The organism is Nostoc sp. DedQUE02 (assembly GCF_034531035.1).
In the GTDB taxonomy this organism is placed as follows: domain Bacteria; phylum Cyanobacteriota; class Cyanobacteriia; order Cyanobacteriales; family Nostocaceae; genus Nostoc.
This window is the reverse complement of the sequence record NZ_JAVRBY020000001.1, coordinates 611879-634517: the sequence shown is the minus strand read 5'-3', so window position 1 is coordinate 634517 and position 22639 is coordinate 611879. Positions and strand designations below refer to the sequence as shown.

Here is a 22639-nt window from a genome sequence, read left to right as displayed (position 1 = left end):
CTTAATCTTCTAAAATCCTCTTGCCTATTGCCTTTTGCCTATTGCCTACTAAGCCAAGTGATTTCAGTAATCAAACCAGATTCCTATATTTATACCAATTGGCTAAATTATAGCTATTGACCCCTTTTCCACCATACCCAATACCCACTCCTCTCACCATGAAACCAGAATTTTGAGCAATACTGGTACAGGAAGGAATATTTACACAAAATCCCAAAATGACAATTCAACCTAGTGATAAGCCTTTGCTAGAGTGGGCAGGCGATAGTTTGGCAATTGGATTATTTGAAGATGCAGTAGAGTTAACCGGAGAACTAGCTACTTTAGATCAAAAGTTTTCTGGGGTTTTAAAAGAACTGATTACCGAAGAAGAATTTAAAGGTAAAGCCAACACTACAATTTTCACCCGTGTAAATGCTGGTAGCCCAGTGCGGAAATTGATTTTGGTAGGTTTAGGCAAACCAGATGCACTAAAACTAGATACTCTGCGCCGCGCTGCTGCGGCTGTAGCCAGGGTAGGAAAAAAGCAAAAAAGCAAAACTCTCGGATTTAGTTTTCCATTATGGAACAACGATCCAGCTGCCAGTGCCCAAGCGATCGCAGAAGGTGTGGAATTAGCACTTTACCAAGATATTCGCTTTAAATCCGAACCAGAAGATAAAGGTTCACAAATAGAAACCGTAGATTTACTAGGATTCGGCGGGCAAGAAGCTGCAATCACCCGCGCTCATCAAATTGTTTCCGGGGTAAATTTGGCACGGCAATTAGTCGCAGCACCAGCCAACGCGGTAACACCAATTACTTTAGCGGAAACAGCTCAAGCGATTGCCAAAGAATACGGTTTACAACTGGAAATTCTAGAACGAGAAGACTGTGAAAAGTTGGGTATGGGTGCATTTTTAGGAGTAGCCCAAGCTTCCGATTTGCCACCGAAATTCATTCACCTAACTTACAAGCCAGAAGGTACACCCAAAAAGAAATTAGCAATTATTGGTAAAGGTGTAACCTTCGATTCCGGCGGACTCAACATTAAAGGTGCAGGTAGCGGCATCGAAACCATGAAGATGGATATGGGGGGTGCAGCTGCTACCTTCGGCGCAGCAAAAGCAATTGCTCAAATTAAGCCGGATTCGGAAGTTCACTTCATCTCCGCAGTAACCGAAAACATGATTAGCGGTCATGCCATGCACCCTGGAGACATTCTCACAGCATCAAACGGCAAAACAATCGAAGTGAACAACACCGATGCAGAAGGACGTTTGACCTTAGCAGATGCCTTGGTGTATGCCGAAAAATTGGGATTAGATGCGATCGTTGATTTAGCCACCCTGACTGGTGCCAACGTCATTGCCTTGGGTGACGATATTGCTGGTTTGTACACTCCCGATGATGGTGTTGCTTCCCAGATCGAAAAAGCTGCCCAAACTTCAGGAGAAAAGATTTGGCGGATGCCAATGGAAGAAAAATATTTTGAAGGGTTAAAGTCAGGTATAGCGGACATGAAAAATACAGGGCCGCGTCCAGGTGGTGCAATTACCGCAGCCCTTTTCCTCAAGCAATTTGTTAAAGAAACCCCTTGGGCGCATATAGATATTGCTGGCCCAGTGTGGACAGATAAAGAAAATGGCTACAACAGCGCCGGGGCAACTGGCTACGGCGTTCGGACGCTAGTTGATTGGGTGCTAGGAATTGGGGAGTAGGGAGTAAGGGAGCAGGGGAGCAGCACTTCGGCTACGCTCAGTGACCGAGGAGCAGGGGAGCAGGGGAGCAGTTGCAGTAAGTCTTTCCCATCGCCTCTGCCCCTCTGCCCCTTTGCCTCTTGTGCCCAATCCCCAATCCCCAATCCCCAAATTCGTGCTATCTTGAGCTTGCCAGCAAAAATTGTTGCAATAGTAACAGAAGTAATTTGGCGGTGAGAAAGTTAAGCTTTTTCGGTGAAGCCATCTGGTAAAATTTGTAAGGTTTCTAGAAGCTGTGAGCAATGGGATCGACTCGCGTAAGGATCGCAATTGACGCAATGGGAGGGGATCACGCACCCGGTGAAATCGTTGCTGGCGCATTGCGAGCAAGAGAAGAATTGGGTGTAGATATATTGTTGGTTGGTGATCCCCAACAAATAGAAGCTGCCTTGCCATCAAAAACAAGTTTAGGGCAGGTGGAGATCGTGACTGCTGAAGAAGCGATCGCTATGGATGAGGAGCCTTTAAATGCAGTTAGACGCAAACGTAAGGCTTCTATTAACGTAGCGATGGATTTAGTCAAGCAGCAAAAGGCAGATGCGGTATTTTCTGCGGGTCACTCTGGGGCAGCTATGGCATCAGCTTTGCTCCGCTTAGGACGATTGCCGGGAATTGACCGCCCAGCCATCGGGACTGTTTTTCCCACGATTATTGCCGGTAAGCCAGTGTTAGTACTTGATGTCGGCGCGAATGTAGATTGCCGTCCCAAGTTTTTAGAGCAGTTTGGGGTTATGGGATCGGCTTACAGTCAGTATGTCTTGGGTACAACTGAGCCAAAGGTAGGTTTGCTGAATATCGGTGAAGAAGACTCTAAGGGCAATGATGCCGCAGTCCGTGCCCATCAACTGCTACGCGAAAATTCTCAAATTAATTTTATTGGCAATGCCGAAGGGCGTGATGTGCTTTCTGGTCACTTTGATGTAATTGTCTGTGATGGCTTTGTGGGCAATGTATTATTAAAATTTGCCGAAGCAGTTGGAGAAGTAATTCTGCAAATTCTTCGAGAAGAATTGCCCCAAGGATTGCACGGTCAAATCGGTTCAGCACTCTTAAAACCAAACCTGAAGCGGATTAAGCAGCGAATGGATCACGCAGAACATGGTGGTGCATTGCTGTTAGGCGTGGCAGGAGTCTGTTTTATTGGTCACGGTAGCTCACAAGCTCCTTCAATATTCAATGCAATTCGCATGGCTAAAGAAGCTGTTGACAACCAAGTGATACAACGAATTCAGACCCAATATATCCTAGAGCGCGAGAGCGGTTAGTCATTAGTCACTTGTACTGAGCTTGTCCTGAGCGTAGTCGAAGGGCGTAGTCGAAGTATTAGTCATTGGTCATTTGTAAAGGACAACTGACAAAGGACAAAGGACAAAGGACAAAAGACAAAAAGCTGATAGCTTGGGAGATTAGGAGTGCAAAACTTAGGCGTAGCAATTACCGGAAGCGGCTCGGCAGTACCAGCAACTTCCCTGCACAACCAAACATTGAGTGAACTAGTTGAAACATCAGACGAGTGGATTGCCACAAGAACCGGAATTCGTCAACGGCGATTAGCATTGCCATCTGAGTCTTTGAGTGTACTCGCTACTGCCGCCAGTACTGAGGCGATCGCTGGATCAGGAATAAAACCAGAAGACCTAGACCTGATTCTGCTAGCGACTTCCACCCCTGATGATTTGTTTGGTAGCGCCTGTCAAGTACAAGCTCAATTGGGAGCTACTAACGCAGTAGCCTTTGACTTGACGGCTGCCTGCTCTGGCTTTGTGTTTGGTTTGGTAACAGCAGCCCAATATATTAGAACAGGTGTCTACAAAAATGTACTGTTGATAGGGGCAGATATCCTGTCTCGTTGGGTAGATTGGGAAGATCGGCGCACTTGTGTTTTATTTGGTGATGGAGCAGGGGCAGTGGTGTTACAGGCTGCCAAAAGCGATCGCTTATTAGGATTTGCACTTAAAAGTGATGGGACTCAAAACCATTACCTCAACCTTGCTTATACAGGCGTTTCCCAAGAACTGCTCCCGGATGTAAATATCACCAAAGGCACTTATCAACCGATTACGATGAACGGCAAAGAAGTCTACCGCTTTGCTGTTCAAAAAGTGCCAGAAATAATTGATAAAGCCTTGTTTCAAGCCAACCTCAGCGTTGATCAAATAGATTGGCTGATATTGCATCAAGCCAATCAGCGCATTATTGATGCCGTTGCCCAACGCCTGAATATCCCAGAACAAAAAGTTATCAGTAATCTCGCCCAGTATGGCAATACTTCAGCCGCTTCCATCCCCTTAGCTTTAGATGAAGCAGTACGACAAGGTAAAATTAAACCCAATGACATCGTTGCTACATCCGGCTTTGGCGCCGGTCTTACCTGGGGAGCGGCAATCTTTCAATGGGGAAAATAAATATTTTGTCATTAGTTATTAGTCATTTGTCCTTTGTGAATGACAAATGACCAATGACAAATGACCAATGACCACTGACTATTGACAAATGACAAAAACTGCATGGGTGTTTCCCGGACAAGGTTCCCAAACGCTGGGAATGGGAATGGATTTACTAGATATACCGTCCGCTAAAGACAAGCTTGCCAAAGCTGAGGATATTTTGGGCTGGTCTGTAACTGAAATTTGTCAAACTCAAGAAGAGAAGTTATCACAAACGCTGTATACTCAACCAAGTCTTTATGTGATCGAAAGCATTCTTGCTGACCTGCTTCGAGAGCGAGGACACCAGCCAGATTTAGTTGCTGGCCACAGTTTGGGAGAATATACTGCTCTTTATATAGCAGGTGTCTTTGAATGGTCGGCTGGTTTATATCTGGTGAAGCGTCGTGCAGAACTTATGGATAGTTCCATCGATGGGATGATGGCAGCTTTGATGAACTTTGACCGCGAACAGTTAGAAAAAATTATTGCTCAAACGCCTGATGTGGTGATAGCAAATGATAATAGTTCGGCTCAGGTGGTAATTTCAGGCACGACTGAGGCTGTACAAGCGGTGATGACTCAAGTTAAAGCAAAGCGTGCGGTTCCCCTCAAAGTTTCTGGAGCATTTCATTCACATTTAATTGCACCAGCAGCTACCGAATTTCAAGATATTCTAGAATCTGTAGAATTTCAGCCAGCGACTGTGCCAGTGCTGTCTAATGTAGAACCAATTCCGTCTATTGATGCCAATACTTTAAAGCAACGCTTGAACAAACAAATGACTGGCTCTGTAAGATGGCGAGAAATTTGTCTGCAATTACCAGTCAACGGCATTCAGCAAGTAATAGAAATTGGCCCTGGTAAAGTGCTAACTGGTTTAATTAAACGTATTAGCCCTGACTTAATATTAAAAAATATCCAGAGTGCTGCTGATTTGTCTGTTTAATTTTTTATATCCAGGAATACTGACTGTAGTGCTAACTATACTGCTGAACTCTAAAGATTTCTAGATTTAGTGTTCCCAGATGAGTGAAGCAATTCATCTCTATAGCTTTTTTGCATTTGATCTGGGTGTTGCGATCGCTTATGCTAAATTCAGTTTGATTTGTATTATCTTCTGTGGACAAAAACCGCGAACCGTTTATCAGTCTGGCACTTTACCACGCCTTTAAATGGTCAGTCGTCAGTCCCATGCTTCACGCTTACTTTCGGGGTCAAATTTATGGTGCGGAAAATGTTCCCAAATCAGGACCGCTACTGGTAGTGAGTAATCACGCTAGTTACTTTGACCCACCGATTGTCTCTAATTGTGTACGTCGTCCAGTGGCGTACATGGCTAAGGAAGAGTTATTTAATATCCCCGTTTTGGCGCAAGCGATTAAATTGTATGGCGCTTACCCAGTCAGCCGGGGAAATGCCGATCGCAATGCCATCCGTGCCGCCCTAGATTATCTCAATAAAGGTTGGGCTGTCGGTGTTTTCTTGCAAGGTACTCGCACCCCCGATGGTCGAATTACAGACCCCAAAAGAGGTGCATTACTGCTAGCGGCGAAAGCAAAAGCCCCAATACTACCAGTCAGTGTTTGGGGTACTGAGGAGATTTTACAAAAAGGATCGTCGCTACCCCGTGCAGTTCCCATCACTGTGAGAATTGGTAACTTGATTGATGCTCCCATTTCCAGTAACAAAGAAGAATTAGAGAGCTTAACACAAAAGTGTGCCACAGTAATTAACGAAATGCATGATTTAGGAAGATGAGTTAGACAAGCAAGAGATATATGCTTTAAGGAGGTAGCGATCGCTATCAAGTTTCTCTAATCTTAAAGTCAATTCACTTTAGCAATCAATTAAGGGACTTCCAACAAATAAATTATCCATCTTGTAGTATGGGCAACTATCTCACGCTACACTACTAGCTTTTCTTACATATTAATTACGAATTACAAATTACGTTAGCGTAGTGGGGCGAAGCCCATTAGAAATTATTATGAGCGGCTTTGAAGCCAAGAATTTTTGGGAGCGATTAAATAATCTGGCGTTAGTCCGCTTTTTGCTTTTAGTTGCTTCTGGTTGGGCAATCGTACAGCTTTTAGCTTACTTTGAAGCAGTCATTGTTATTTTCACATTTGCGGCAATTTTGGCTTTTTTACTCAGCTATCCTGTGCAATGGCTACGGCGTTTTTTGCCTCACGGTGTAGCTGTTGGTGTTGTTTTCTTGCTGAGTATTGTGATTATTGGCAGTGTGATAATTACCGTGAGCTTAACAGTTTTATCTCAAGGACAGCAATTAATTGACAGTATAACTAGGTTTTTAAATTCTTTAGCCCCTTTATTAGAGAGGGTTGAAGAATTTTTGCGAAGCCGGAACTCACAGATAGATTTAAGCTTTATTGAAGAACAAGTGCGGAATCAAGCTGTATCGACTCTTGTAACTAGTTTAGCTATTCTACAAGGTTTTATGACGAATTTTGTAACTTTTATATTGATTGCAGTTGTGGCTTTCTTCATGCTATTAGATGGAGACAAGCTGTGGAATTTTATTTTAAAAATAGTACCGAAACATCGTCGAAATAGATTTACAAATATAATCAAAAAGTCTTTTTTAGGATTTTTTAGAGGTCAGCTATTATTAAGCGCATTCTTAACAATTTCAACGTTCTTAGTTTTCTTAGTATTAAAAGTACCTTTCGCTCTAATCTTGTCGATAATAGTTGGAGTCGTTGATATTATTCCTGGCATAGGAGCAACATTAGGAGTCAGCACAATTACTCTGTTTGTATTGTCTCAAGGTGTTTGGTTAGCATTGAAAGTATTAATCGCTTGTATTATCCTTCAACAGATACAAGATAACTTGATTGCGCCCAGAATTATGCAAGGCGCGCTGAATCTTAATCCTGTAGTCATATTTTTTGCTTTGTTAGTAGGCGCTAAAGTAGCAGGTTTATTAGGTGTTTTTATATCTATTCCCATCGCTGGAGTAATTGTGTCTTTATTTGAAATTGATGAAATGAAGGCAGAAGTTTAGTTATAGGAATTTGCTTTGATTTTGGAACTGATTTGCGTAGACAGGTAATAGGTAATAGGCAATAGTCAATAGGCAATAGGCAATAGGAAAGAAGGCTTTCCAATTATACTGAGATTTTTCACGTAATTAAATATTAGTTTTATATGATGAGTTAAAAAAGCAATAGTCTGTTAATAAATATATAGCAAAAATAGTCTGACAGCCAGCTAATTAAGTATTTTGCTAATAGCATATATAACGGAATATAAATATTGCAATTATTTAGGTTAAAGCGATTTAAGCTATTAGCCTGAAAATAAGTTTTTGGACATTATTTGAAATTTTAGAAGCGGTCTATCTAATGTAAAATAGAATGTTAGACAAGACAAATTGGGAAATAATGTCGGATTTAAGAGCGGAATTAACAAAAATTTTGGATGAGGCAGAGTGGGAGTGGCTAATTCCTCATGTACAACGAGATGCAGTAATTTTGGTGGCATCTGAGTTAAACATACTGGATGTTGGAGTAGCGATCGCCAGCGATAACATTCCATCAGTGCAGCAGTGGATTGATGAGCTATTAATTACCAAACCCACTACAGTACAAGTAGGAGAATGGAATCTTGACCGTAGTAAACGATTTAATACTCTCATCGTCCAGCCTTACGTTTTGGCACAAGAAATAACTCTTGCTTAGAGGACTTGCAATTAAACAAATTTTCAATATTTCCGGTGCGTCGGCTGACGGCGTTGGCGCAACCCAGGGATTCAGAACTAAAATCCAAAATTGATTGACTATTGACTAAAGCAAAATTTTCTCCTTTAAAATTCCTCCATCTGGGAGCTAGAATTGTTACGATAATTTCAGATTAGATGTTGAAACCTTGATCCAATCTGAAACCTTAGAACTATTAGAATGGCATCGCCTCTGCCAGCACCTTGCCACCTTTGCGGCAACTAAGCTAGGGGCGACAGCTGCGCGTTATCTGAAAATACCCAATTCTCAGACCCAAAGCGAACAGTTGTTAGAGCAAACCAAAGAAGTCTACCAACTGGAAAGTCGCCTGACTACGGGACTGTCATTTGAGGGAATTCAAGACATTGGCGATTCCTTAGAACGGGCCGAACGCAGTGGAATTTTGGCAGGAGATGAACTGTTAGCGATCGCCACTACCCTCGCTGGTGCAAGAAATTTGCGCCGTGTCATTGACAATCAGGAAGATTTGCCCATACTGACTGATTTAGTTGCCGATTTGCGGACTTATCCAGAACTGGAACAGGAAATTCACCGATGTATTGATGAACGCGCCCAAGTAACTGACCGCGCGAGTCAAAAACTGGGAGAAATTCGCACAGACTTGCGGCGAGTACGCAGCCAAATTACCCAAAAGCTGCAAAATATTTTACAGGCAAAATCTGGGGCAGTTCAAGAACAACTGATTACGCAACGGAGCGATCGCTTTGTCATTCCTGTAAAAGCACCGCAAAAAGATGCTATCCCTGGTATTGTTCACGATACCTCTACCAGTGGTGCTACGCTATACGTAGAACCGAATTCCGTAGTGCCTCTAGGCAACCAGCTGCGGCAAATCATTAGAAAAGAGCAAGCCGAAGAAGAAACGATTCGCCGCATTTTGACGGAACAAGTGGCCGCAGTCAAACCAGATTTGGAGAGGTTGTTAGCGATCGCTACCACTTTGGATCTAGCAACCGCCAGATCGCGATATAGTTTCTGGCTAGGAGCAAACCCTCCGCGATTTATTCAGCGCGAAGACAGGGAAATGATTACCTTGCGGAACTTACGGCATCCTCTGTTAGTGTGGCAGCAACAGCACGAACAAGGGCAACCAGTAGTTCCTGTAGATTTGTTGATCAGTCCACAAATTCGGGTAGTGACAATTACCGGGCCCAATACTGGCGGTAAAACTGTAACCTTAAAAACCTTGGGGTTAGCTGCATTAATGGCCAAAGTGGGTTTATTTGTCGCCGCCCGCGAACCAGTAGAAATACCTTGGTTTGATAAAGTGCTGGCAGATATTGGCGATGAACAATCCTTACAGCAAAGTTTATCCACATTCTCTGGACACATCCGCCGCATTAGTCGGATTTTAGAAGCATTGGGGAATGGGGAAGTAGAGGAACAGGGGAGCAGGGGAGCAGCACTTCGGCTCATTTCGGCTACGCTCAATGACCAACGCTCAGTGACCGAGGAGCAGAGGAGCAGAGGAGCAGAGGGGGAACTTTCTACTTCTAACTCAGCACTCGTTTTACTCGATGAAGTCGGCGCAGGAACCGATCCAGTGGAAGGTAGTGCCTTAGCGATCGCCTTGTTGGAATATCTAGCCAACCACGCCCAGCTAACTATTGCTACCACTCACTTCGGCGAACTAAAAGCCCTGAAATACGAAGACGATCGGTTTGAAAATGCCTCTGTAGAATTTGACGAAAGTACTTTGTCGCCGACTTACCGTCTGTTGTGGGGCATTCCGGGACGTTCTAATGCCTTAACTATTGCCCTACGCTTGGGATTGAAGCCAGAAGTTGTACAACAGGCGAAAACCCAAGTAGGAGAGGCTACAGATGAAGTTAACCAGGTGATTGCTGGGTTAGAAGCGCAACGCCGCCGCCAAGAAACCAAAGCTGCGGAAGCCCAAGTTTTGTTGCAGCAAGCGGAACGTTTATATAAAGAAGTATCTGCAAAAGCTGCAAGTTTGGAGGAAAGGGAAAGCAGTTTGCGGGCTTCCCAGGAAATAGCAGTCCAACAAGCGATCGCTCAAGCAAAAGGTGAAATTGCCCAAGTTATCCGCCGTTTGCAGAAAGGTACGCCCACAGCCCAAGAGGCACAGCAAGCAACCAATGCCTTGAATCAAATTGGCCAGCAATATCAGCCAGCAACGCCAGCAAAACCAAAAGTTGGGTTTATGCCGAAAATTGGCGATCGCGTCCGCATTCCAAAATTGGGACAAATAGCAGATGTAATCGCCGCGCCTGATGCTGATGGCGAGTTAAGCGTTCGGTTTGGGCTAATGAAGATGAATGTGAAGTTAGAAGATGTAGAATCTCTAGATGGTCAAAAACCCGAACCAGTTGTCAAAGCCAAACCAACCCCAGCAGCAGTAACTCCCCCACCGCCAGTTGTCCCAGAAATTCGGACTTCCAAAAATACCATCGATTTGCGTGGTAAACGAGTAGCTGATGCCGAATACATTTTAGATAAAGCCATTTCGGAAGCTACAGGGTCAATCTGGATTATTCACGGGTACGGTACTGGTAAACTGCGACAAGGAGTTCACGCCTTTTTGCAACAGCATCCCAGAGTGAACAACTACGAACCAGCAGAACAAGCAGATGGTGGCACTGGTGTTACCGTTGCTCACATAAAATAAAAAGCAGGAGTCAGAATCCAGAATTCAGAATTCAGAAAACTCTACCCATAAAGGGATAGAGTTTTAGCTTGTTGAATATTTTAATGTTTTCGCCCACCAGGGACGAGATTTTAACCAATATTCATTAACCAATCGTACAGAATTCATGCTGAATTCTTCTTATAAAAGCAGGAATGCTATGTTACTTGAACTCAATCAACTAATTGTTAGAGCCGGTCATCAGTTGTTGATTAAAGATGTCTCCTGGTCGGCATACAAACGCATTTTAGCAGAATTAGGAGACAATCGCAGCTCACGGATAGGTTACAGTCAAGGGGTGCTAGAAATAATGGCTCCATTGCCAGAGCATGAAGTAGCTAAAGTTATTATTGGCGACTTGGTAAAAGTTTTATTAGAAGAGCTTGATCTGGAATTTTGGAGTTTGGGTTCTACGACTTTTGATAAAGAAAGTATGGATGCTGGGGTAGAACCCGATGATTGTTTCTATATCCAAAATGAAGCTAAAATTAGGGGCAAAGATAGAATAGATTTAGAAACCGATCCGCCTCCAGATTTAGCTATTGAAATTGATATTACCTCCCGCACTCGTTTCAATAATTATCAAGCTTTAAGAGTACCAGAACTATGGCGATGGAACGGAAGAAAGTTGGAAATCAACGTACTATCTGATGGGAAATATCTAGAATCAAATACCAGTTCTATTTTTACTAATCTCCCCATTCAACAAGTGATTCCCGAATATTTTATGCTAAGTAAAACCAATGGTAGAAATGCGACAATTAAAGCATTCCGTGTGTGGATAAAACAGCAAATTAGTAGCCATATTTAGTTTAAATTATCAGAAATATTTAATAATTTTTCTAGCTATGTTGGTCTAATTTGATTAATTGCTTTTTGAGTAATACTGGTTTTTTATTCAGGATTAAAGCTACAACTACAGCTAGTAAAATTCCACCCGTACCCTGATGTTCGGGAATAGAAGTAGAGGGTGCGCTAAATCCATACTTTACTAAAATTTCTTGCGCTTCTGGTGACAGGATATATTCAGCTAATTTTTCACCATCGGGATCGGCATTTTTGAGTGTAGTCAATCCATAATTAGCTTTCGTTGCTAAGTAATCGGGTAACTCTACTATTTGCAGATTGTCACCACCTGCTGTTGCTTGGGCAGTCTGACCACTGGTGTAATAAGATAAAAATATATCTGCTTGCTTTGTTTCTTCTAGAAAGTAGACTAAATTATTTTTGCCATTAGGAACTATAGGAGCATTAGGATTACCACCTACTAATTGCAAAGCTTTATTCTTCAGAATTTGAGAGCTACCAGGTTTAACGCGATCGGCCTTGTCAAATATCTGCCATGCATAGTTACCAGATGGATCTGCTATAGGCGTTGAGGTTCCCAACTTGATTTCAGGTTTTAGCAAAAAATCTAACAGATTATCTGATGTGATACCAAGTCCCGATCTCACAACAGCAGTCATGCGATTGCTAGTGAAGTTCACTACAGGTTCACTTAAACCTTCTTCAAACAATGTCTGAGGGTTCTCAATATCTGCACTAGCAAAAACATCCGCGGATTTTCCAGTTTCGGAGAATTCTTGTTCTACAAATTCTCGTGTTAAACCAGACGGGCCAAATCGGGTTTCTACTGGAATCCCATATTTCTCGTTAAAAGATTCAGCTACTTCTGTAAGACTATCGCGCAAACTACCAGCACCATATAGCTTAACTGCGAATGCCTGAGTTGGCAGAATAACACTGACAGCACAAGCTATCAGTGAAAAGGCAAAAAAATGCTTTTTCATAGTTGTTATATTATTGCGTTGTTATTCTTACTTAGTGAATTATCTGTAACCCATACTGAAGCATAGGTTTTGGCAAATATCTAAGTATCATGTCCGGCTGATTAGCTATAATTTTCGCATCTGTGCAAAAACCTGAAAATCCTTTTTTTGCCTGCTCCTAGCTAATAGCCCCCTTGCAGTTTTAATGATAAGTCTTTAACCGGACACGATATAAACTATTACCTCCGCCCATCAACTTTATAAATGAGTTCTGATATATGCATAGTTTGCAGTTAAAGTCATAATACCAACTAAGTTGGAATAAATCAATCTCCCAATATCTTCAAACGCTGACTTTATCAAATTTTTAAGTTTGTCATCAGTTTCATTAAGGCATCAATCTTCCTGATGTTGCCCAGACTGTCCTGAAATAACAGGCTGCACACAAGCGCCAATGGGGTGAGATTATCATCGGCAGCAAGAAGTACTTTTAGCAAACAGGCAAAAGATTTGTATAGTAATTATGTATACATAAAGACCAAATAATAAACATCAAAAAATTTCAAAATTTAAAAGCGGAAATAAATTAGGAGGTATTCTACATAATTACTTGGCGATAACTAGCAGTTAGCATTCTTAAGATTGTTTATTTATACTCTTGTACGGAGATAGCAGCGAAAGCCAGGTAAACCTTAACTAGAATTGATACTTTTCTACTTTGTCGAAAATAAATTTTCCTCTAGAGTAGGACAAAGATACCTGCTGTTTACCACATAGAAAAAGCTAGCTGAAGCCTGTGGCTGATGTCTAGAGGAAACCAAGCTTGATTCTTAAGAGTCTGGTTTCAAAATGGGTAACAGCAACATCCCCTATCAGCTTGATCACCTATGCTAAAAGTTATGCACTCGGCCACCAACTCAGCCACTCCAAATTCCCAGTGGGAGGATTTAATCAAGCTTCCAGCTCCAAACACAGTTCAATGGGACAATATCAAAACCCAATTAGACTTGGTGCTGTTGGCGCTAGAAACCTTAACTGGGATTGGTTCAGAGGCTATGCTTTCGGCGGCAACTGATCTGAATTTAGAGTCAAGAGTGCCAGACCGCGTAGCTTTATGGCGACTGCGCCAATCAAATCCCCTACGCAAAGGTCAAGGAGGGCGGAAAAAGCTAGATGTCGAAGAAGCGCGATCGCTTGTTTTGATTGTCTGCTACCTAGCCAAACAGCACCAGGAATTGATTCGCCGAGCTGTCGGTCTGTTGGAACAAATGGCAGAAAATAACCGGGAACCTCACCAGGCTGCTTTACTTGGAGACTATATTGATGCTTTTTGCAACACCTACCAAGAACGGATGGAAGAGGACGAGCAAATCTCAACGGATTTACTAACCAACCTGGCCCTAAAACTGCTTGTAGATTTACTTTTTTACAGTGCTCCTGGTGGGCATCGCCGTCTCTGGCTAGCACTTATAGACCGTTCAACTAAATTTTAAATTTTAGATTTGAAATTTCTCAACCAAAATTTGCTTGTGATTTGTTTGCTAGATCAGAAAACCTTTTTGATGGTCGTTGGCTCTTGGGCAATGAACTATCGGCACTGCTTTCTCCTTGCACACTAGTTTGTATAAGTGAAGGAACCTGACAAAGTTCTAACTTTTCTTTGCAAGCTACTGGCTTAATTTTTGCAAAATTCCAAATAGTCTTTTTCGCAGTTCCTGCCATGCCTCTATCAAATTCTGTCATTCGTCGCTATACACCACCGACTTGCACGCTAGAAGTATTCGCGCAAAGCTCACCTCTGTCCCGTTGGATGGGTAAAACTGTCCTCAAACACCTGAGCTTTGAGCTACGTTTTGATGATCCCCGACTTCCAGAAGAACAAAGATTTCCAATTCGGGGCGATCGCGAGCAATTAGAAGTTTTATGTGATGCTGTCACTAGCTACGTACAGCAATTTCTCCAACAGTCTCCAGAGAGCTTTTGGGTCAGTTTCTCCGGTACTCACCAGTCAAGCACAGCACTGGATGAACCAGAATTAAAGTCCTCAACAAAAACATTAAATGCCTTTAGTACCCAGATTCCTGGGGGAAATATCCACCTAGAACCAAGCAGCTATTTAACTCACAATCTATTTCTCGGTTCTCTTGCCAACTATTCATCTGGCCCTGTAATTCAACTCAGTCTGTTGCAATTATTTGATTTGGCAAGTGCTTTAGATGAATACTCGACTGATGTCATGGCACTTCCAACTCTCAACAACACGAGTTCGACTTTAAGGTTTCCGGCTTGGGCACCTATTGCCGCAGTATTAGTATTAGGTGTAGGTTTTTTACCAGTTACTTGGCAATATGCTAACAACCTTAGAGAAAAGCAGCAGACAGCTAAAACATCAGATTCAGCAGCAGTAAAAACTGCTTTAGAACCTTCATCCTCACTAAACTTTCCCACGCCTGAGCCTGGGCTAATCACTCCATCAAATAATCCGCTAGGTTCCACCCCACCACTTTCCACATCAATTTTACCCCAAGCACCTCTAACAGCTCCTAGTTCCGGTTTCTCTACATCGCCACCTCTAAGTACATTGACAATACCTCAGGGGACGACTGCAATTCCTAGTAATCGAGCAATGCCTCCGGCGAGCTTCTCTACAAGAAGTTCCGCGAACGCTAACGCACCATCGAGCAAAACCCCAGGTCAGGAAATTGCCATCTTACCAAATCTGGGGCAGAATCCAACCGGGTCAAGTTCCCAAGTCGGTGCTATCCCTAAACTGCGGAATTTGCCACCCAGACTTTCCTCTAATGCAAATAGCTTACCAACTAATATCTCACCAATTCTGCCTCCGTCTCTTGACACCATACCCAATACTAATCGTGGCAATACTCCAACCCAGCCCTCACAACTAACCTCACAACAGCTAGAGGAAAGAATCAATTCTCTACAGCAACCTTCTTCTAGCCAGAAACCTACTTCACAACTTCCCTCCTCTAGAACTGCGGAGAATAATCCTTTTATCGATCAATTAGGGGACGCAAGTAAAAACCCCACATCGAGAGAAGTAGCTACTGGCACATTATTTGACACACCTCAAGTAGCAGAAGCTAGAGAATATCTCACAAAGCGTTGGCAACCACCTTCTGGACTGGGACAAACATTAGAGTACAGTTTGATAGTCAGTGTTGACGGCACAGTTGAACGAATTTTTCCCCTTAATAAGGCAGCAAGAGAATTCGTTGATAACGCTGGGATGCCTGAAGTTGGTAAACCTTTTGTTTCTGCCAATAAACGCGGACAAAATGTCAGAATTAGAGTTGTTCTCAGTCCTGATGGCAAGGTACAGACTTTTCCAGATGAATAAGTAAACTAATCTGTTTAATGCCACTTGTAAAACTGGTACAAATCTTGTGCCAGTTTCTACTTACTCCAATTGCTTTTGAGCTTACCTTTTGGAGTCCAGTTACCAAACTTGTCTTACTATTGATACCAGTAAACCTACTACTCAATACAATTACTGTTAATACCAATTCTCTAAAATTAAACTATAGATACAAGTCTGGAAACCCAGATGAAATCTTACGCTTCTTTCAATCGGTACTCATACCAAGTTGCGTTCAAAAATATTAGTTTTGACAGGCAGGGGGAGCAGGGGAAGCAGGGGAGGCAGGGGGAGAAATACTACATATAATTGCAAAATGGTATCAAAAAGACAGTCCAGCTTGGGTTATTCAAACTTAGGCAGCTTTTGTGATTTCTATTTCTGTGACCAGCTTCGATATTGTAAACTTACCTGTAAATAGCTGGATGAAAGGCTTTATGGGTATGGCTTTCTCTGTTGGCTCAACTTTTACTTTGGCAAAAACTACTAGAGACTTGCACGAAACTAGAAGATTAACGGCTAAGTTAAACGAAGCGAAAGTGGAAAAATTGCTTTCACAACAGGATTGTCTAAATTTCAAATGAAGGTAGCTATAGCAATTTTGGATTAACAGGCTTTATAAAAAACTTGATGTGATGTGGACATCAGAAATTAACTATATGACGAAAAATAAAAGGACTGGATATACCAGTCCTTTATTATATTTATTTAACGTTTTTATCTTAATAACGGGATTTTTTGGTTTTTAACTTTTGCTTTTTACGCCGACGTTCGCTAGCAGCAACCGCTTGTTCTACAGGATAACCCACTAAAGGAATTACCTGATATTTACGCTCATCTTCTAACTTTCTCAGTTCAGTGTAATCAACCCAGTGAATGCAATCAACCGGACAAGTGTCAATTGCTTCTTGGATAATTTCTTCAGCGTCCCCATCTTGTCGAACCACACGCGATCGCCCGTAATCTGGTTCAATATAAAAGGTGTTACGCGCAACATGAGCGCAATGCTTACAGCCAATACAGGTGATTTCGTCAACATAAACACCATTTTGGCGTAGCACACCACCCAATTCCGGTTCTAAACCAGAACGTTCTGGGGCATCCCGTAAAAAACCCCCTAGTTCTGGTTCCAAACCGGAACGGTTATCTTCTTGTTCTTCCGGTGACGGCAGAAAATCAGCCATTACGCACTCCAGCGCTGTACTACCAGGCGAATTGAACCATCTTCATTTTTTTGTTGTTCAGAAACTTGAAAACCAACACGAGCAGTTTCTTTCAGAACTGTTTGATAAGCATAGCGCTGTGTTACTTGGCGCAAAAATCCATCTACAGACAAATCTTGTTGCCAATATTGCAAGTCAGCCACCAGTTCATATTCCTTGCCATTCCATCTAAAGCCGATGTCATAGCCATTTTCCTGCTCAATACTAACTTCGGCAGGATGGGTTTGACCGCGATAGCCACGAACTTCGCGCGGGCCTGGTTTCCAGTCTACGCCCAATTCAGTCAAAGCATCTTTCAAAGAATCAAGGTTACGGATTTGAGTCTTAATTTGGCTAAAGTGTGACATGGTGGTTGTGAATTAATAACACTAAACTACTGTGAAAACTTACCAATCGCTGTAAGTGGTGTGTGTATTCGCTACATTAGGTTGCTGCACCTTAGCGGCGAAATATTCTGAGGTTGGCTCATGATTAAGTACTTGCCCCAGCTGCGCCTCTATTGCTGCTGTAACTTCAGCGCAAGAATTACCCACAATGCCAGTGACTTTCTCTTGTACCCGACCGTCTGGATAAATTATGAACTCTAATGTCTCCATTCTTTTGGCCAACCAGGATAAGTACGCTTAAATTCTACTGCCTTAGCAGAAGGCTACAAATATAGCCATAGGAACATTTTTACTAGATACTAACTCTCAATTTGTTAACTAATGTTCCATCTTTCAACATATATATCTCAGAATCTTTACAAAACTTATTAGTATTATAAGCACATACATCAGTATTTAGTTAGTTTCTCTTAACCTCCTTGATTAGTCAAGGTAACTACTGGAGCTAGCCAAGTAAGCTGCAAAAGTCCTAAAAATAAGCATTAGAGGTAGTATAGGCAGCAAGACAATTCACAAAAATATAAAATTTATTGAAAAACTTTATTATTACCGTGCAATTTAGTTTATTATCTTAAAATTTTCTAGGTAGATTTGATGCAGCGCAGTATCAGCCTACAGCAAGATAGCGAGGTATACTTACGTAAGCATTGCATTAGGTCTTTAGATTAGTAACTTTAGCTTGCATTGAGTGTAAAGGGGATTTTTAAACTGCGTTCGCTGAAAGCGTTGGCGCAGCCATCGCCATTTTCTGCCATTGGTTAGATTTACCAACCTCGACTCTAGACTAGATATGTACAAGTTTGCCCCAGCTTGGAAGAAGGAGCAAATAGTCTTTGGTGCTGCACGACCTGGATATTCTGATAAGAACGTTCAGGATTGGATAGAATTCATGAAGCGCCAAAATATCAAGCGAGTTTGCTGTCTTCTTGATGAACAACAGCTAGCTTCTTACTCTAATCTTCTAAACAGATACAAACAGGAATTTGGGAATCAACTAGTTTGTTGGGCACCAATTGCAGATTTCCATCTATGTGATTTAGAAACCCTCACTAATAAAATACTTCCTTTTTTAATAGAAGCAGATAAAGAAAATGAGAAAGTTGTTGTACATTGCGCTGGTGGAATTGGACGTACTGGACACATATTAGCGGCATGGCTAGTTAGTGTCCGAGGATTATCAAATCAAGCTGCAATAAATGCTGTAAAAAAACAGGTAGAAATCCTTAGAGGATGTGTGAGAAGTATTAAATATTTCGCTTGATCCCCCCTAGCCCCCCTTAAAAAGGGGGGAACCGGAATCAAAGTCCCCCTTTTTAAGGGGGATTTAGGGGGATCTACAAGTCTCAAATACAACACCAAAAAGTTTTCAGACATTCTCTTATGAAGCTGCGTTAGCGAAGCTTACCGAAGGTATCGCTGCTATATTTAGAGTTAGAAATCCCTTGACAGTTATAAAAGAACTTAACGCGCTTATGAATGATTGCCAGCTCTCAGTAAATAAAACATTTTGATGGTATCATCATTCAGTTTAATCAGTCTATTGACGAGGTAAATTCTATGGCAATGGTTCTAGATAAAGTAGTTCCTTTTGGGAGGTCAATGGATGAATATATAAAAATATTCAATTTAACAAATGCAGATTTAAATAAAAGAATCATTGGGATTGGGGATGGCCCGGCAAGCTTTAATGCAGAAATGACACATCAGGGGAAAAGTGTAGTTTCTATTGATCCACTCTACCAATTTTCTGGTGATGAAATATTGCAAAGATTTAATGAAGTAGTAGATGATATCATTAATCAAGTCAAGGCTACAATGAATGATTGGGTATGGAGCTATCATAAATCTCCAGATGATTTGCGACACAATCGAGTCAAAGTTATTCGAGAATTTCTGTCTGATTATGAAATTGGCAAAAAAAGTAAAAGATACGCAGTCGGTGAATTGCCAAAATTAGCTTATGATAATCAAGAGTTTGATATAGCTCTTTGTTCGCATTTATTATTTTTATATTCAGATCATCTCGATTACGATTTTCACTTAAATTCAGTAGGTGAGATGTTGCGTATTGCTAAAGAAGTCAGAATATTTCCCCTGATAACTTTAATGTGGAAACATTCACAACATTTAGATGAAATAGTAAAATATTACACTTTAAAAGGTTACAAGGTAGATATTGAAAAGGTTGAATACGAATTACAGCCTGGTGGAAATAAAATGTTGAAGATAACCAGAGATGTTATATAGTTCATACTCATATAAAATTGGTATAACTATTACGGTGGCATCTCATCACCATCCGGTGTATAGGATTATTAGACATATTATTCAGCAAACATTTCAGCTAAGGTATCTAAAACTGCTTTTTGTTCATCAGAGTCAATCTGACCTAGCTTTTTGACTAATCGAGCCTTGTCAACTGTACGAATTTGATCTAGAACGATTTGCCCATCCTTGCCCTGAAAATCACAAGTGACACGAGTCGGATAAGACTGTCCTTTAGTTGTCATTGGAGCAACAATAACCGTGGCAATATATTTATTCATCTCATCGGGTGAAATTACTACACAGGGTCTTGTTTTTTGAATCTCACTGCCAATTGTCGGGTCGAGGTTAACTAAAAACACATCAAATCGATTGACTACCACTCCCACTCTAGATGCTCCCACTCTGTAGTTACGCCATCATCAAGCAGTGCATCGTCATGTTGGTTCGCCATTGTTGCAAATGCTTCTTCCCACCCCTTACGCGATTGAGAGGCTGCACGGACAATTAGGTGACAATCTTGAATTTCAATTTCTACCTCTTCACCAATACCACTTTGTTCCAGCAGAAGTTTAGGAATGCGGATACCTTGAGAATTTCCAATTTTAACAATACGGGTTCTAATTGCTGTCCCCATGAGGATACTTATCCTTGATTGTAATTACATTGTGATTACTAATCAGGATTTTGTCAAGAAGCGCTCAATTTATCAATAATTTTTAATACGTAGGCGTAGCCAGCCGTAGGTATCGCTCTCAAAATTACCAGATGCGATCGCTTTGCTGGTATATGTTTAATATGCTCCAGCGTACCCCCGTGCGCTTACTAGTCTTTAGGTCGTCTCAGAGTCATCCAGTGATTCACCAAGGGTCTGCTGTGCAGCGTGACGGATATGAAGAACACGCACTGTCGATATTTTTTCTCTTGCCAAAATCGTGAAAATTATTCGGTATGAGTTGCGTCCTCGACCGTAAAGTATCTGGCGAATTTCTTGGCTAAAATAATCATTTTCTCTAGCTAGAGAACATCGGCTTGGCATTTGCAATAAAGATTCAATAATTTGTAGTAATCCTGCATACCACTGACTTGCCCTTTCAGGAGAAGTAACTTGAGATAACTGCAAAAATGCGCTGTCTGCTTCTGCTTCAGCTACACTAGAGATTTCAATGCGGTATTTCATGAATCGGCTGGCAGATTATACTTGCGACGTTGCTCGTCAGCAAAATCATCAAATGAACGGAATCTACCCGCTTCAAAGTCTTCTAATCCTTGCTGAATACCCTTAATAGCTGCTTCTGAGTCTTGCACCTCCCACTCTAGGACAGCCTCTAGCAATTGGGCTGCAACGAAACTAACATCTTGTCCCTGCTGTGTAGCTTTCTCGCGCAGTCGTGCTTCTAATTCTGGGCTTAGGGAAACAACGATCGCCATAATCAGATATTTTGCGAAAGGTTTATAGATATGATTTTATTTCAGATTTATTATTTATAATCCTTAAGCCATTTTTTTAGTGTTTCATAGTCTCGCAGACTGAGTTCATATTTCAATGGTGATGCAAAATCTAAAGCATCTTTTGTAAATGATGATGTTGTCACCAAAATTCCCATTGTGGCACGTTCGCTTTGCTTTACACCGTAAAGGGATCTAACTAACTCTACTCCAACCTTATTCGATGATTGATAGCGTTTACATTCGATCAAATAGAGCATATTGCCAAGGGAACTTTTATGAACTGCTTGTATATCTCTACCACCATCTCTCGTCTTTGGAGTCAGGGTAATATCAAAACCCTGTATTTGGAAAATATGAGCAACTAACTCCTCAAATTTTCTAGGGTCGAGTTCGTATAACATCTCCGGATGTTTTGCTAAATGTTTAATCAGTTCTTTATTAACGTCTACTATCTCTATACTGTTTGGAATTAATACTTTTGAATCTACTGCATAAATATCATCAAATAACTCCCTAATGGGAGAGTATTTTGTATATCCTTGTGCTTGATAACGATTGCTGTAAGGATATTTTACGTAGCCTCGTGGTGTCCTTAATCCGTCTGCTAAAAATTCATTTTCCTCCATATGGTGTTCACACAAAAACGGACAGGTTTGATCCTGCTCAAAAAATTCTTCATGGTACAAAGGGTAGTAGTCGTATAAATAAACTTCGTACTCAGGAGGTTTTTCACAACCCCGTACTGAGCAACGAGTATCTGAAGTATATTCAAAATATCTTTTCGTCGGTTGAAGCATAAATATTTAAATCTTAATTAAATATAGGAACAGATCGCTCTTGACTCTTATATGTATTAAAAAACTGCCTTACTGAAAACTAACTAATAGTGCGCTGACCAACCTTCATTCGTTCACTCCAATGCAGCTTAACACTGCATTGGATAACTTATTTAACGCTATTTGTCTTTACCGCCGCCGAAAAGTTTATATATCCCGTATCCAATAGCTGCCGCAGCAGCAACAGGTGCAGCAGCAACTATTGCAGTACCAGCGATCGCACCTCCCCCAACAACACCACCAATACCTGCAAGGGTACTCATAATTGCAGCACCAGAAGCACCAGCAGCTACAGTTACAGCACCAGCACCAGCTACACCAGCAGCAGCCCCAATATTTGTAGCTGTTCTTGCAGCTGCACGAGCTTCACGTTCTTCCGCAGACAAATCCGGTTGGTCTTTGAACAAAGTTTCATTCATTATTTTTGCTCCAGCATAAGCTGGTCCTGCTGCCAATACAGCAGGAGCGGCGGCCATGCCACCACCAACCACACCACCTGCCGCAGCTAGACCAGAAGTGATTCCTGCTCCTGAAGTTGCTGCAACAGATAACCCTGTAGCAGCACTGACAGCAGCCCCTGCGGCCGCACCAGTCTCTACAACGGCTTTTACCGTCTTTAGGTCTTTAACGCCTAAAGTTTTTTCTACAGCAGTTTCTACACCTTTTTCAACGGCTTTATTGGTAATATCTTCAAAATTCATAAATCAATTTCTCATAATCTGGTACACGATACTCTACTACTAGAGCATAATTGTT

Annotated in this window: 24 protein-coding genes and 1 pseudogene; 14 read left to right on the top strand and 11 right to left on the bottom strand. The window is 41.7% G+C overall.

Annotation, left to right across the window (positions count from 1 at the left end; translation table 11 throughout):
• Window positions 1-218: 218 nt before the first annotated feature.
• The 9 genes from RMX98_RS02575 (at window position 219) to RMX98_RS02535 (ending at window position 11387) form a co-directional block, all read left to right on the top strand.
• Window positions 219-1700 (top strand): leucyl aminopeptidase, encoded by a 1482-nt coding sequence (locus RMX98_RS02575; protein WP_322679250.1) that lies wholly within the window; start codon window positions 219-221, stop codon window positions 1698-1700.
• A 281-nt stretch (window positions 1701-1981) separates the two neighbouring features.
• Complete coding sequence (plsX, locus tag RMX98_RS02570; RefSeq protein WP_322679251.1) at window positions 1982-3004, top strand: phosphate acyltransferase PlsX; 1023 nt, start codon at window positions 1982-1984, stop codon at window positions 3002-3004.
• Window positions 3005-3151: 147 nt separating this feature from the next.
• Window positions 3152-4144, top strand: coding sequence for a beta-ketoacyl-ACP synthase III (locus tag RMX98_RS02565; RefSeq protein WP_322679252.1), 993 nt, complete (start codon window positions 3152-3154; stop codon window positions 4142-4144).
• 88 nt (window positions 4145-4232) lie between these two features.
• Window positions 4233-5114, top strand: coding sequence for an ACP S-malonyltransferase (gene fabD / locus RMX98_RS02560; RefSeq protein WP_322679253.1), 882 nt, complete (start codon window positions 4233-4235; stop codon window positions 5112-5114).
• Between the two features lie 173 nt (window positions 5115-5287).
• Window positions 5288-5926 (top strand): lysophospholipid acyltransferase family protein, encoded by a 639-nt coding sequence (locus RMX98_RS02555; RefSeq protein ID WP_322679254.1) that lies wholly within the window; start codon window positions 5288-5290, stop codon window positions 5924-5926.
• 229 nt (window positions 5927-6155) lie between these two features.
• Window positions 6156-7193, top strand: a complete 1038-nt coding sequence (locus RMX98_RS02550) for an AI-2E family transporter (protein WP_322679255.1) — start codon at window positions 6156-6158, stop codon at window positions 7191-7193.
• A gap of 379 nt (window positions 7194-7572) precedes the next feature.
• Complete coding sequence (locus RMX98_RS02545; protein WP_322679256.1) at window positions 7573-7869, top strand: DUF2288 domain-containing protein; 297 nt, start codon at window positions 7573-7575, stop codon at window positions 7867-7869.
• Window positions 7870-8056: 187 nt separating this feature from the next.
• The gene (locus RMX98_RS02540; protein WP_322679257.1) at window positions 8057-10558 is read left to right on the top strand and encodes an endonuclease MutS2; all 2502 of its coding nucleotides are present in this window, start codon (window positions 8057-8059) and stop codon (window positions 10556-10558) included.
• A 178-nt stretch (window positions 10559-10736) separates the two neighbouring features.
• Window positions 10737-11387, top strand: a complete 651-nt coding sequence (locus RMX98_RS02535) for a Uma2 family endonuclease (RefSeq protein ID WP_322679258.1) — start codon at window positions 10737-10739, stop codon at window positions 11385-11387.
• A 31-nt stretch (window positions 11388-11418) separates the two neighbouring features.
• Here the strand turns inward: RMX98_RS02535 and RMX98_RS02530 are convergent, their stop codons facing one another.
• Window positions 11419-12366: a molybdate ABC transporter substrate-binding protein gene (locus RMX98_RS02530; RefSeq protein WP_322679259.1), complete on the bottom strand. Its 948-nt coding sequence runs from the start codon at window positions 12364-12366 to the stop codon at window positions 11419-11421.
• 866 nt (window positions 12367-13232) lie between these two features.
• Between RMX98_RS02530 and RMX98_RS02525 the strand changes: the two genes are divergently transcribed.
• Window positions 13233-13838, top strand: a complete 606-nt coding sequence (locus tag RMX98_RS02525) for a DUF3038 domain-containing protein (RefSeq protein ID WP_322679260.1) — start codon at window positions 13233-13235, stop codon at window positions 13836-13838.
• A 19-nt stretch (window positions 13839-13857) separates the two neighbouring features.
• Here the strand turns inward: RMX98_RS02525 and RMX98_RS02520 are convergent, their stop codons facing one another.
• Entirely contained in the window at window positions 13858-14088 is a 231-nt protein-coding gene (locus RMX98_RS02520) for a hypothetical protein (RefSeq protein ID WP_322679261.1), read from the bottom strand.
• Here RMX98_RS02520 and RMX98_RS02515 point away from each other — a divergent pair.
• On the top strand, window positions 14066-15703 hold the full coding sequence (locus RMX98_RS02515; RefSeq protein ID WP_322679262.1) for a DUF4335 domain-containing protein: 1638 nt from the start codon (window positions 14066-14068) through the stop codon (window positions 15701-15703). The genes RMX98_RS02520 and RMX98_RS02515 overlap by 23 nt on opposite strands.
• 323 nt (window positions 15704-16026) lie before the next feature.
• Window positions 16027-16305: pseudogene (locus RMX98_RS02510) on the top strand (YiaA/YiaB family inner membrane protein).
• 138 nt (window positions 16306-16443) lie between these two features.
• Here RMX98_RS02510 and RMX98_RS02505 read toward each other — a convergent pair.
• From RMX98_RS02505 to RMX98_RS02495, 3 genes are read right to left on the bottom strand one after another with little or no spacing between them, the layout of a single operon-like run.
• Window positions 16444-16905, bottom strand: coding sequence for a ferredoxin (locus RMX98_RS02505; RefSeq protein ID WP_322679263.1), 462 nt, complete (start codon window positions 16903-16905; stop codon window positions 16444-16446).
• The gene (locus RMX98_RS02500) at window positions 16905-17291 is read right to left on the bottom strand and encodes a DUF1257 domain-containing protein (protein WP_322660747.1); all 387 of its coding nucleotides are present in this window, start codon (window positions 17289-17291) and stop codon (window positions 16905-16907) included. Before RMX98_RS02500 ends, RMX98_RS02505 begins: the two co-directional genes overlap by 1 nt.
• 39 nt (window positions 17292-17330) lie before the next feature.
• Window positions 17331-17540, bottom strand: a complete 210-nt coding sequence (locus RMX98_RS02495; RefSeq protein WP_322673334.1) for a DUF2997 domain-containing protein — start codon at window positions 17538-17540, stop codon at window positions 17331-17333.
• A gap of 580 nt (window positions 17541-18120) precedes the next feature.
• Here RMX98_RS02495 and RMX98_RS02490 point away from each other — a divergent pair.
• Complete coding sequence (locus RMX98_RS02490; protein ID WP_322679264.1) at window positions 18121-18591, top strand: dual specificity protein phosphatase family protein; 471 nt, start codon at window positions 18121-18123, stop codon at window positions 18589-18591.
• A 296-nt stretch (window positions 18592-18887) separates the two neighbouring features.
• Window positions 18888-19577 (top strand): SAM-dependent methyltransferase, encoded by a 690-nt coding sequence (locus RMX98_RS02485; RefSeq protein ID WP_322679265.1) that lies wholly within the window; start codon window positions 18888-18890, stop codon window positions 19575-19577.
• A 77-nt stretch (window positions 19578-19654) separates the two neighbouring features.
• Here RMX98_RS02485 and RMX98_RS02480 read toward each other — a convergent pair whose 3' ends face one another.
• The 6 genes from RMX98_RS02480 to RMX98_RS02455 form a co-directional block, all read right to left on the bottom strand.
• Window positions 19655-19978 carry a type II toxin-antitoxin system PemK/MazF family toxin gene (locus RMX98_RS02480; protein ID WP_322679266.1) on the bottom strand — a complete coding sequence of 108 codons (324 nt, stop codon included), beginning with the start codon at window positions 19976-19978 and terminating at the stop codon, window positions 19655-19657.
• A complete protein-coding gene (locus RMX98_RS02475; RefSeq protein ID WP_322679267.1) occupies window positions 19972-20232 on the bottom strand; it encodes an AbrB/MazE/SpoVT family DNA-binding domain-containing protein in 261 nt (86 codons plus the stop codon). Before RMX98_RS02475 ends, RMX98_RS02480 begins: the two co-directional genes overlap by 7 nt.
• Window positions 20233-20427: 195 nt before the next feature.
• Window positions 20428-20775 carry a type II toxin-antitoxin system RelE/ParE family toxin gene (locus tag RMX98_RS02470; protein ID WP_322679268.1) on the bottom strand — a complete coding sequence of 116 codons (348 nt, stop codon included), beginning with the start codon at window positions 20773-20775 and terminating at the stop codon, window positions 20428-20430.
• Window positions 20772-21026, bottom strand: coding sequence for a hypothetical protein (locus RMX98_RS02465; RefSeq protein WP_322679269.1), 255 nt, complete (start codon window positions 21024-21026; stop codon window positions 20772-20774). The genes RMX98_RS02470 and RMX98_RS02465 overlap by 4 nt, the downstream gene beginning before the upstream one ends.
• Window positions 21027-21076: 50 nt before the next feature.
• A complete protein-coding gene (locus RMX98_RS02460) occupies window positions 21077-21844 on the bottom strand; it encodes a restriction endonuclease (protein WP_322679270.1) in 768 nt (255 codons plus the stop codon).
• A gap of 158 nt (window positions 21845-22002) precedes the next feature.
• Entirely contained in the window at window positions 22003-22584 is a 582-nt protein-coding gene (locus RMX98_RS02455) for a hypothetical protein (protein WP_322660759.1), read from the bottom strand.
• Window positions 22585-22639 lie beyond the last annotated feature (55 nt).

Coding starts and splice junctions, on each gene's coding strand:
- RMX98_RS02525 (WP_322679260.1), top strand. CDS start 13,233: ATGCTAAAAGTTATGCACTCGGCCACCAACTCAGCCACTCCAAATTCC.
- RMX98_RS02550 (WP_322679255.1), top strand. CDS start 6,156: ATGAGCGGCTTTGAAGCCAAGAATTTTTGGGAGCGATTAAATAATCTG.
- RMX98_RS02490 (WP_322679264.1), top strand. CDS start 18,121: ATGTACAAGTTTGCCCCAGCTTGGAAGAAGGAGCAAATAGTCTTTGGT.
- RMX98_RS02500 (WP_322660747.1), bottom strand. CDS start 17,291: ATGTCACACTTTAGCCAAATTAAGACTCAAATCCGTAACCTTGATTCT.
- RMX98_RS02505 (WP_322679263.1), bottom strand. CDS start 16,905: ATGGCTGATTTTCTGCCGTCACCGGAAGAACAAGAAGATAACCGTTCC.
- RMX98_RS02465 (WP_322679269.1), bottom strand. CDS start 21,026: ATGGCGATCGTTGTTTCCCTAAGCCCAGAATTAGAAGCACGACTGCGC.
- RMX98_RS02520 (WP_322679261.1), bottom strand. CDS start 14,088: ATGACAGAATTTGATAGAGGCATGGCAGGAACTGCGAAAAAGACTATT.
- RMX98_RS02475 (WP_322679267.1), bottom strand. CDS start 20,232: ATGGGGACAGCAATTAGAACCCGTATTGTTAAAATTGGAAATTCTCAA.
- RMX98_RS02485 (WP_322679265.1), top strand. CDS start 18,888: ATGGCAATGGTTCTAGATAAAGTAGTTCCTTTTGGGAGGTCAATGGAT.
- fabD (WP_322679253.1), top strand. CDS start 4,233: ATGACAAAAACTGCATGGGTGTTTCCCGGACAAGGTTCCCAAACGCTG.
- RMX98_RS02575 (WP_322679250.1), top strand. CDS start 219: ATGACAATTCAACCTAGTGATAAGCCTTTGCTAGAGTGGGCAGGCGAT.
- RMX98_RS02455 (WP_322660759.1), bottom strand. CDS start 22,584: ATGAATTTTGAAGATATTACCAATAAAGCCGTTGAAAAAGGTGTAGAA.
- RMX98_RS02515 (WP_322679262.1), top strand. CDS start 14,066: ATGCCTCTATCAAATTCTGTCATTCGTCGCTATACACCACCGACTTGC.
- RMX98_RS02535 (WP_322679258.1), top strand. CDS start 10,737: ATGTTACTTGAACTCAATCAACTAATTGTTAGAGCCGGTCATCAGTTG.
- RMX98_RS02460 (WP_322679270.1), bottom strand. CDS start 21,844: ATGCTTCAACCGACGAAAAGATATTTTGAATATACTTCAGATACTCGT.
- RMX98_RS02530 (WP_322679259.1), bottom strand. CDS start 12,366: ATGAAAAAGCATTTTTTTGCCTTTTCACTGATAGCTTGTGCTGTCAGT.
- RMX98_RS02470 (WP_322679268.1), bottom strand. CDS start 20,775: ATGAAATACCGCATTGAAATCTCTAGTGTAGCTGAAGCAGAAGCAGAC.
- RMX98_RS02545 (WP_322679256.1), top strand. CDS start 7,573: ATGTCGGATTTAAGAGCGGAATTAACAAAAATTTTGGATGAGGCAGAG.
- plsX (WP_322679251.1), top strand. CDS start 1,982: ATGGGATCGACTCGCGTAAGGATCGCAATTGACGCAATGGGAGGGGAT.
- RMX98_RS02495 (WP_322673334.1), bottom strand. CDS start 17,540: ATGGAGACATTAGAGTTCATAATTTATCCAGACGGTCGGGTACAAGAG.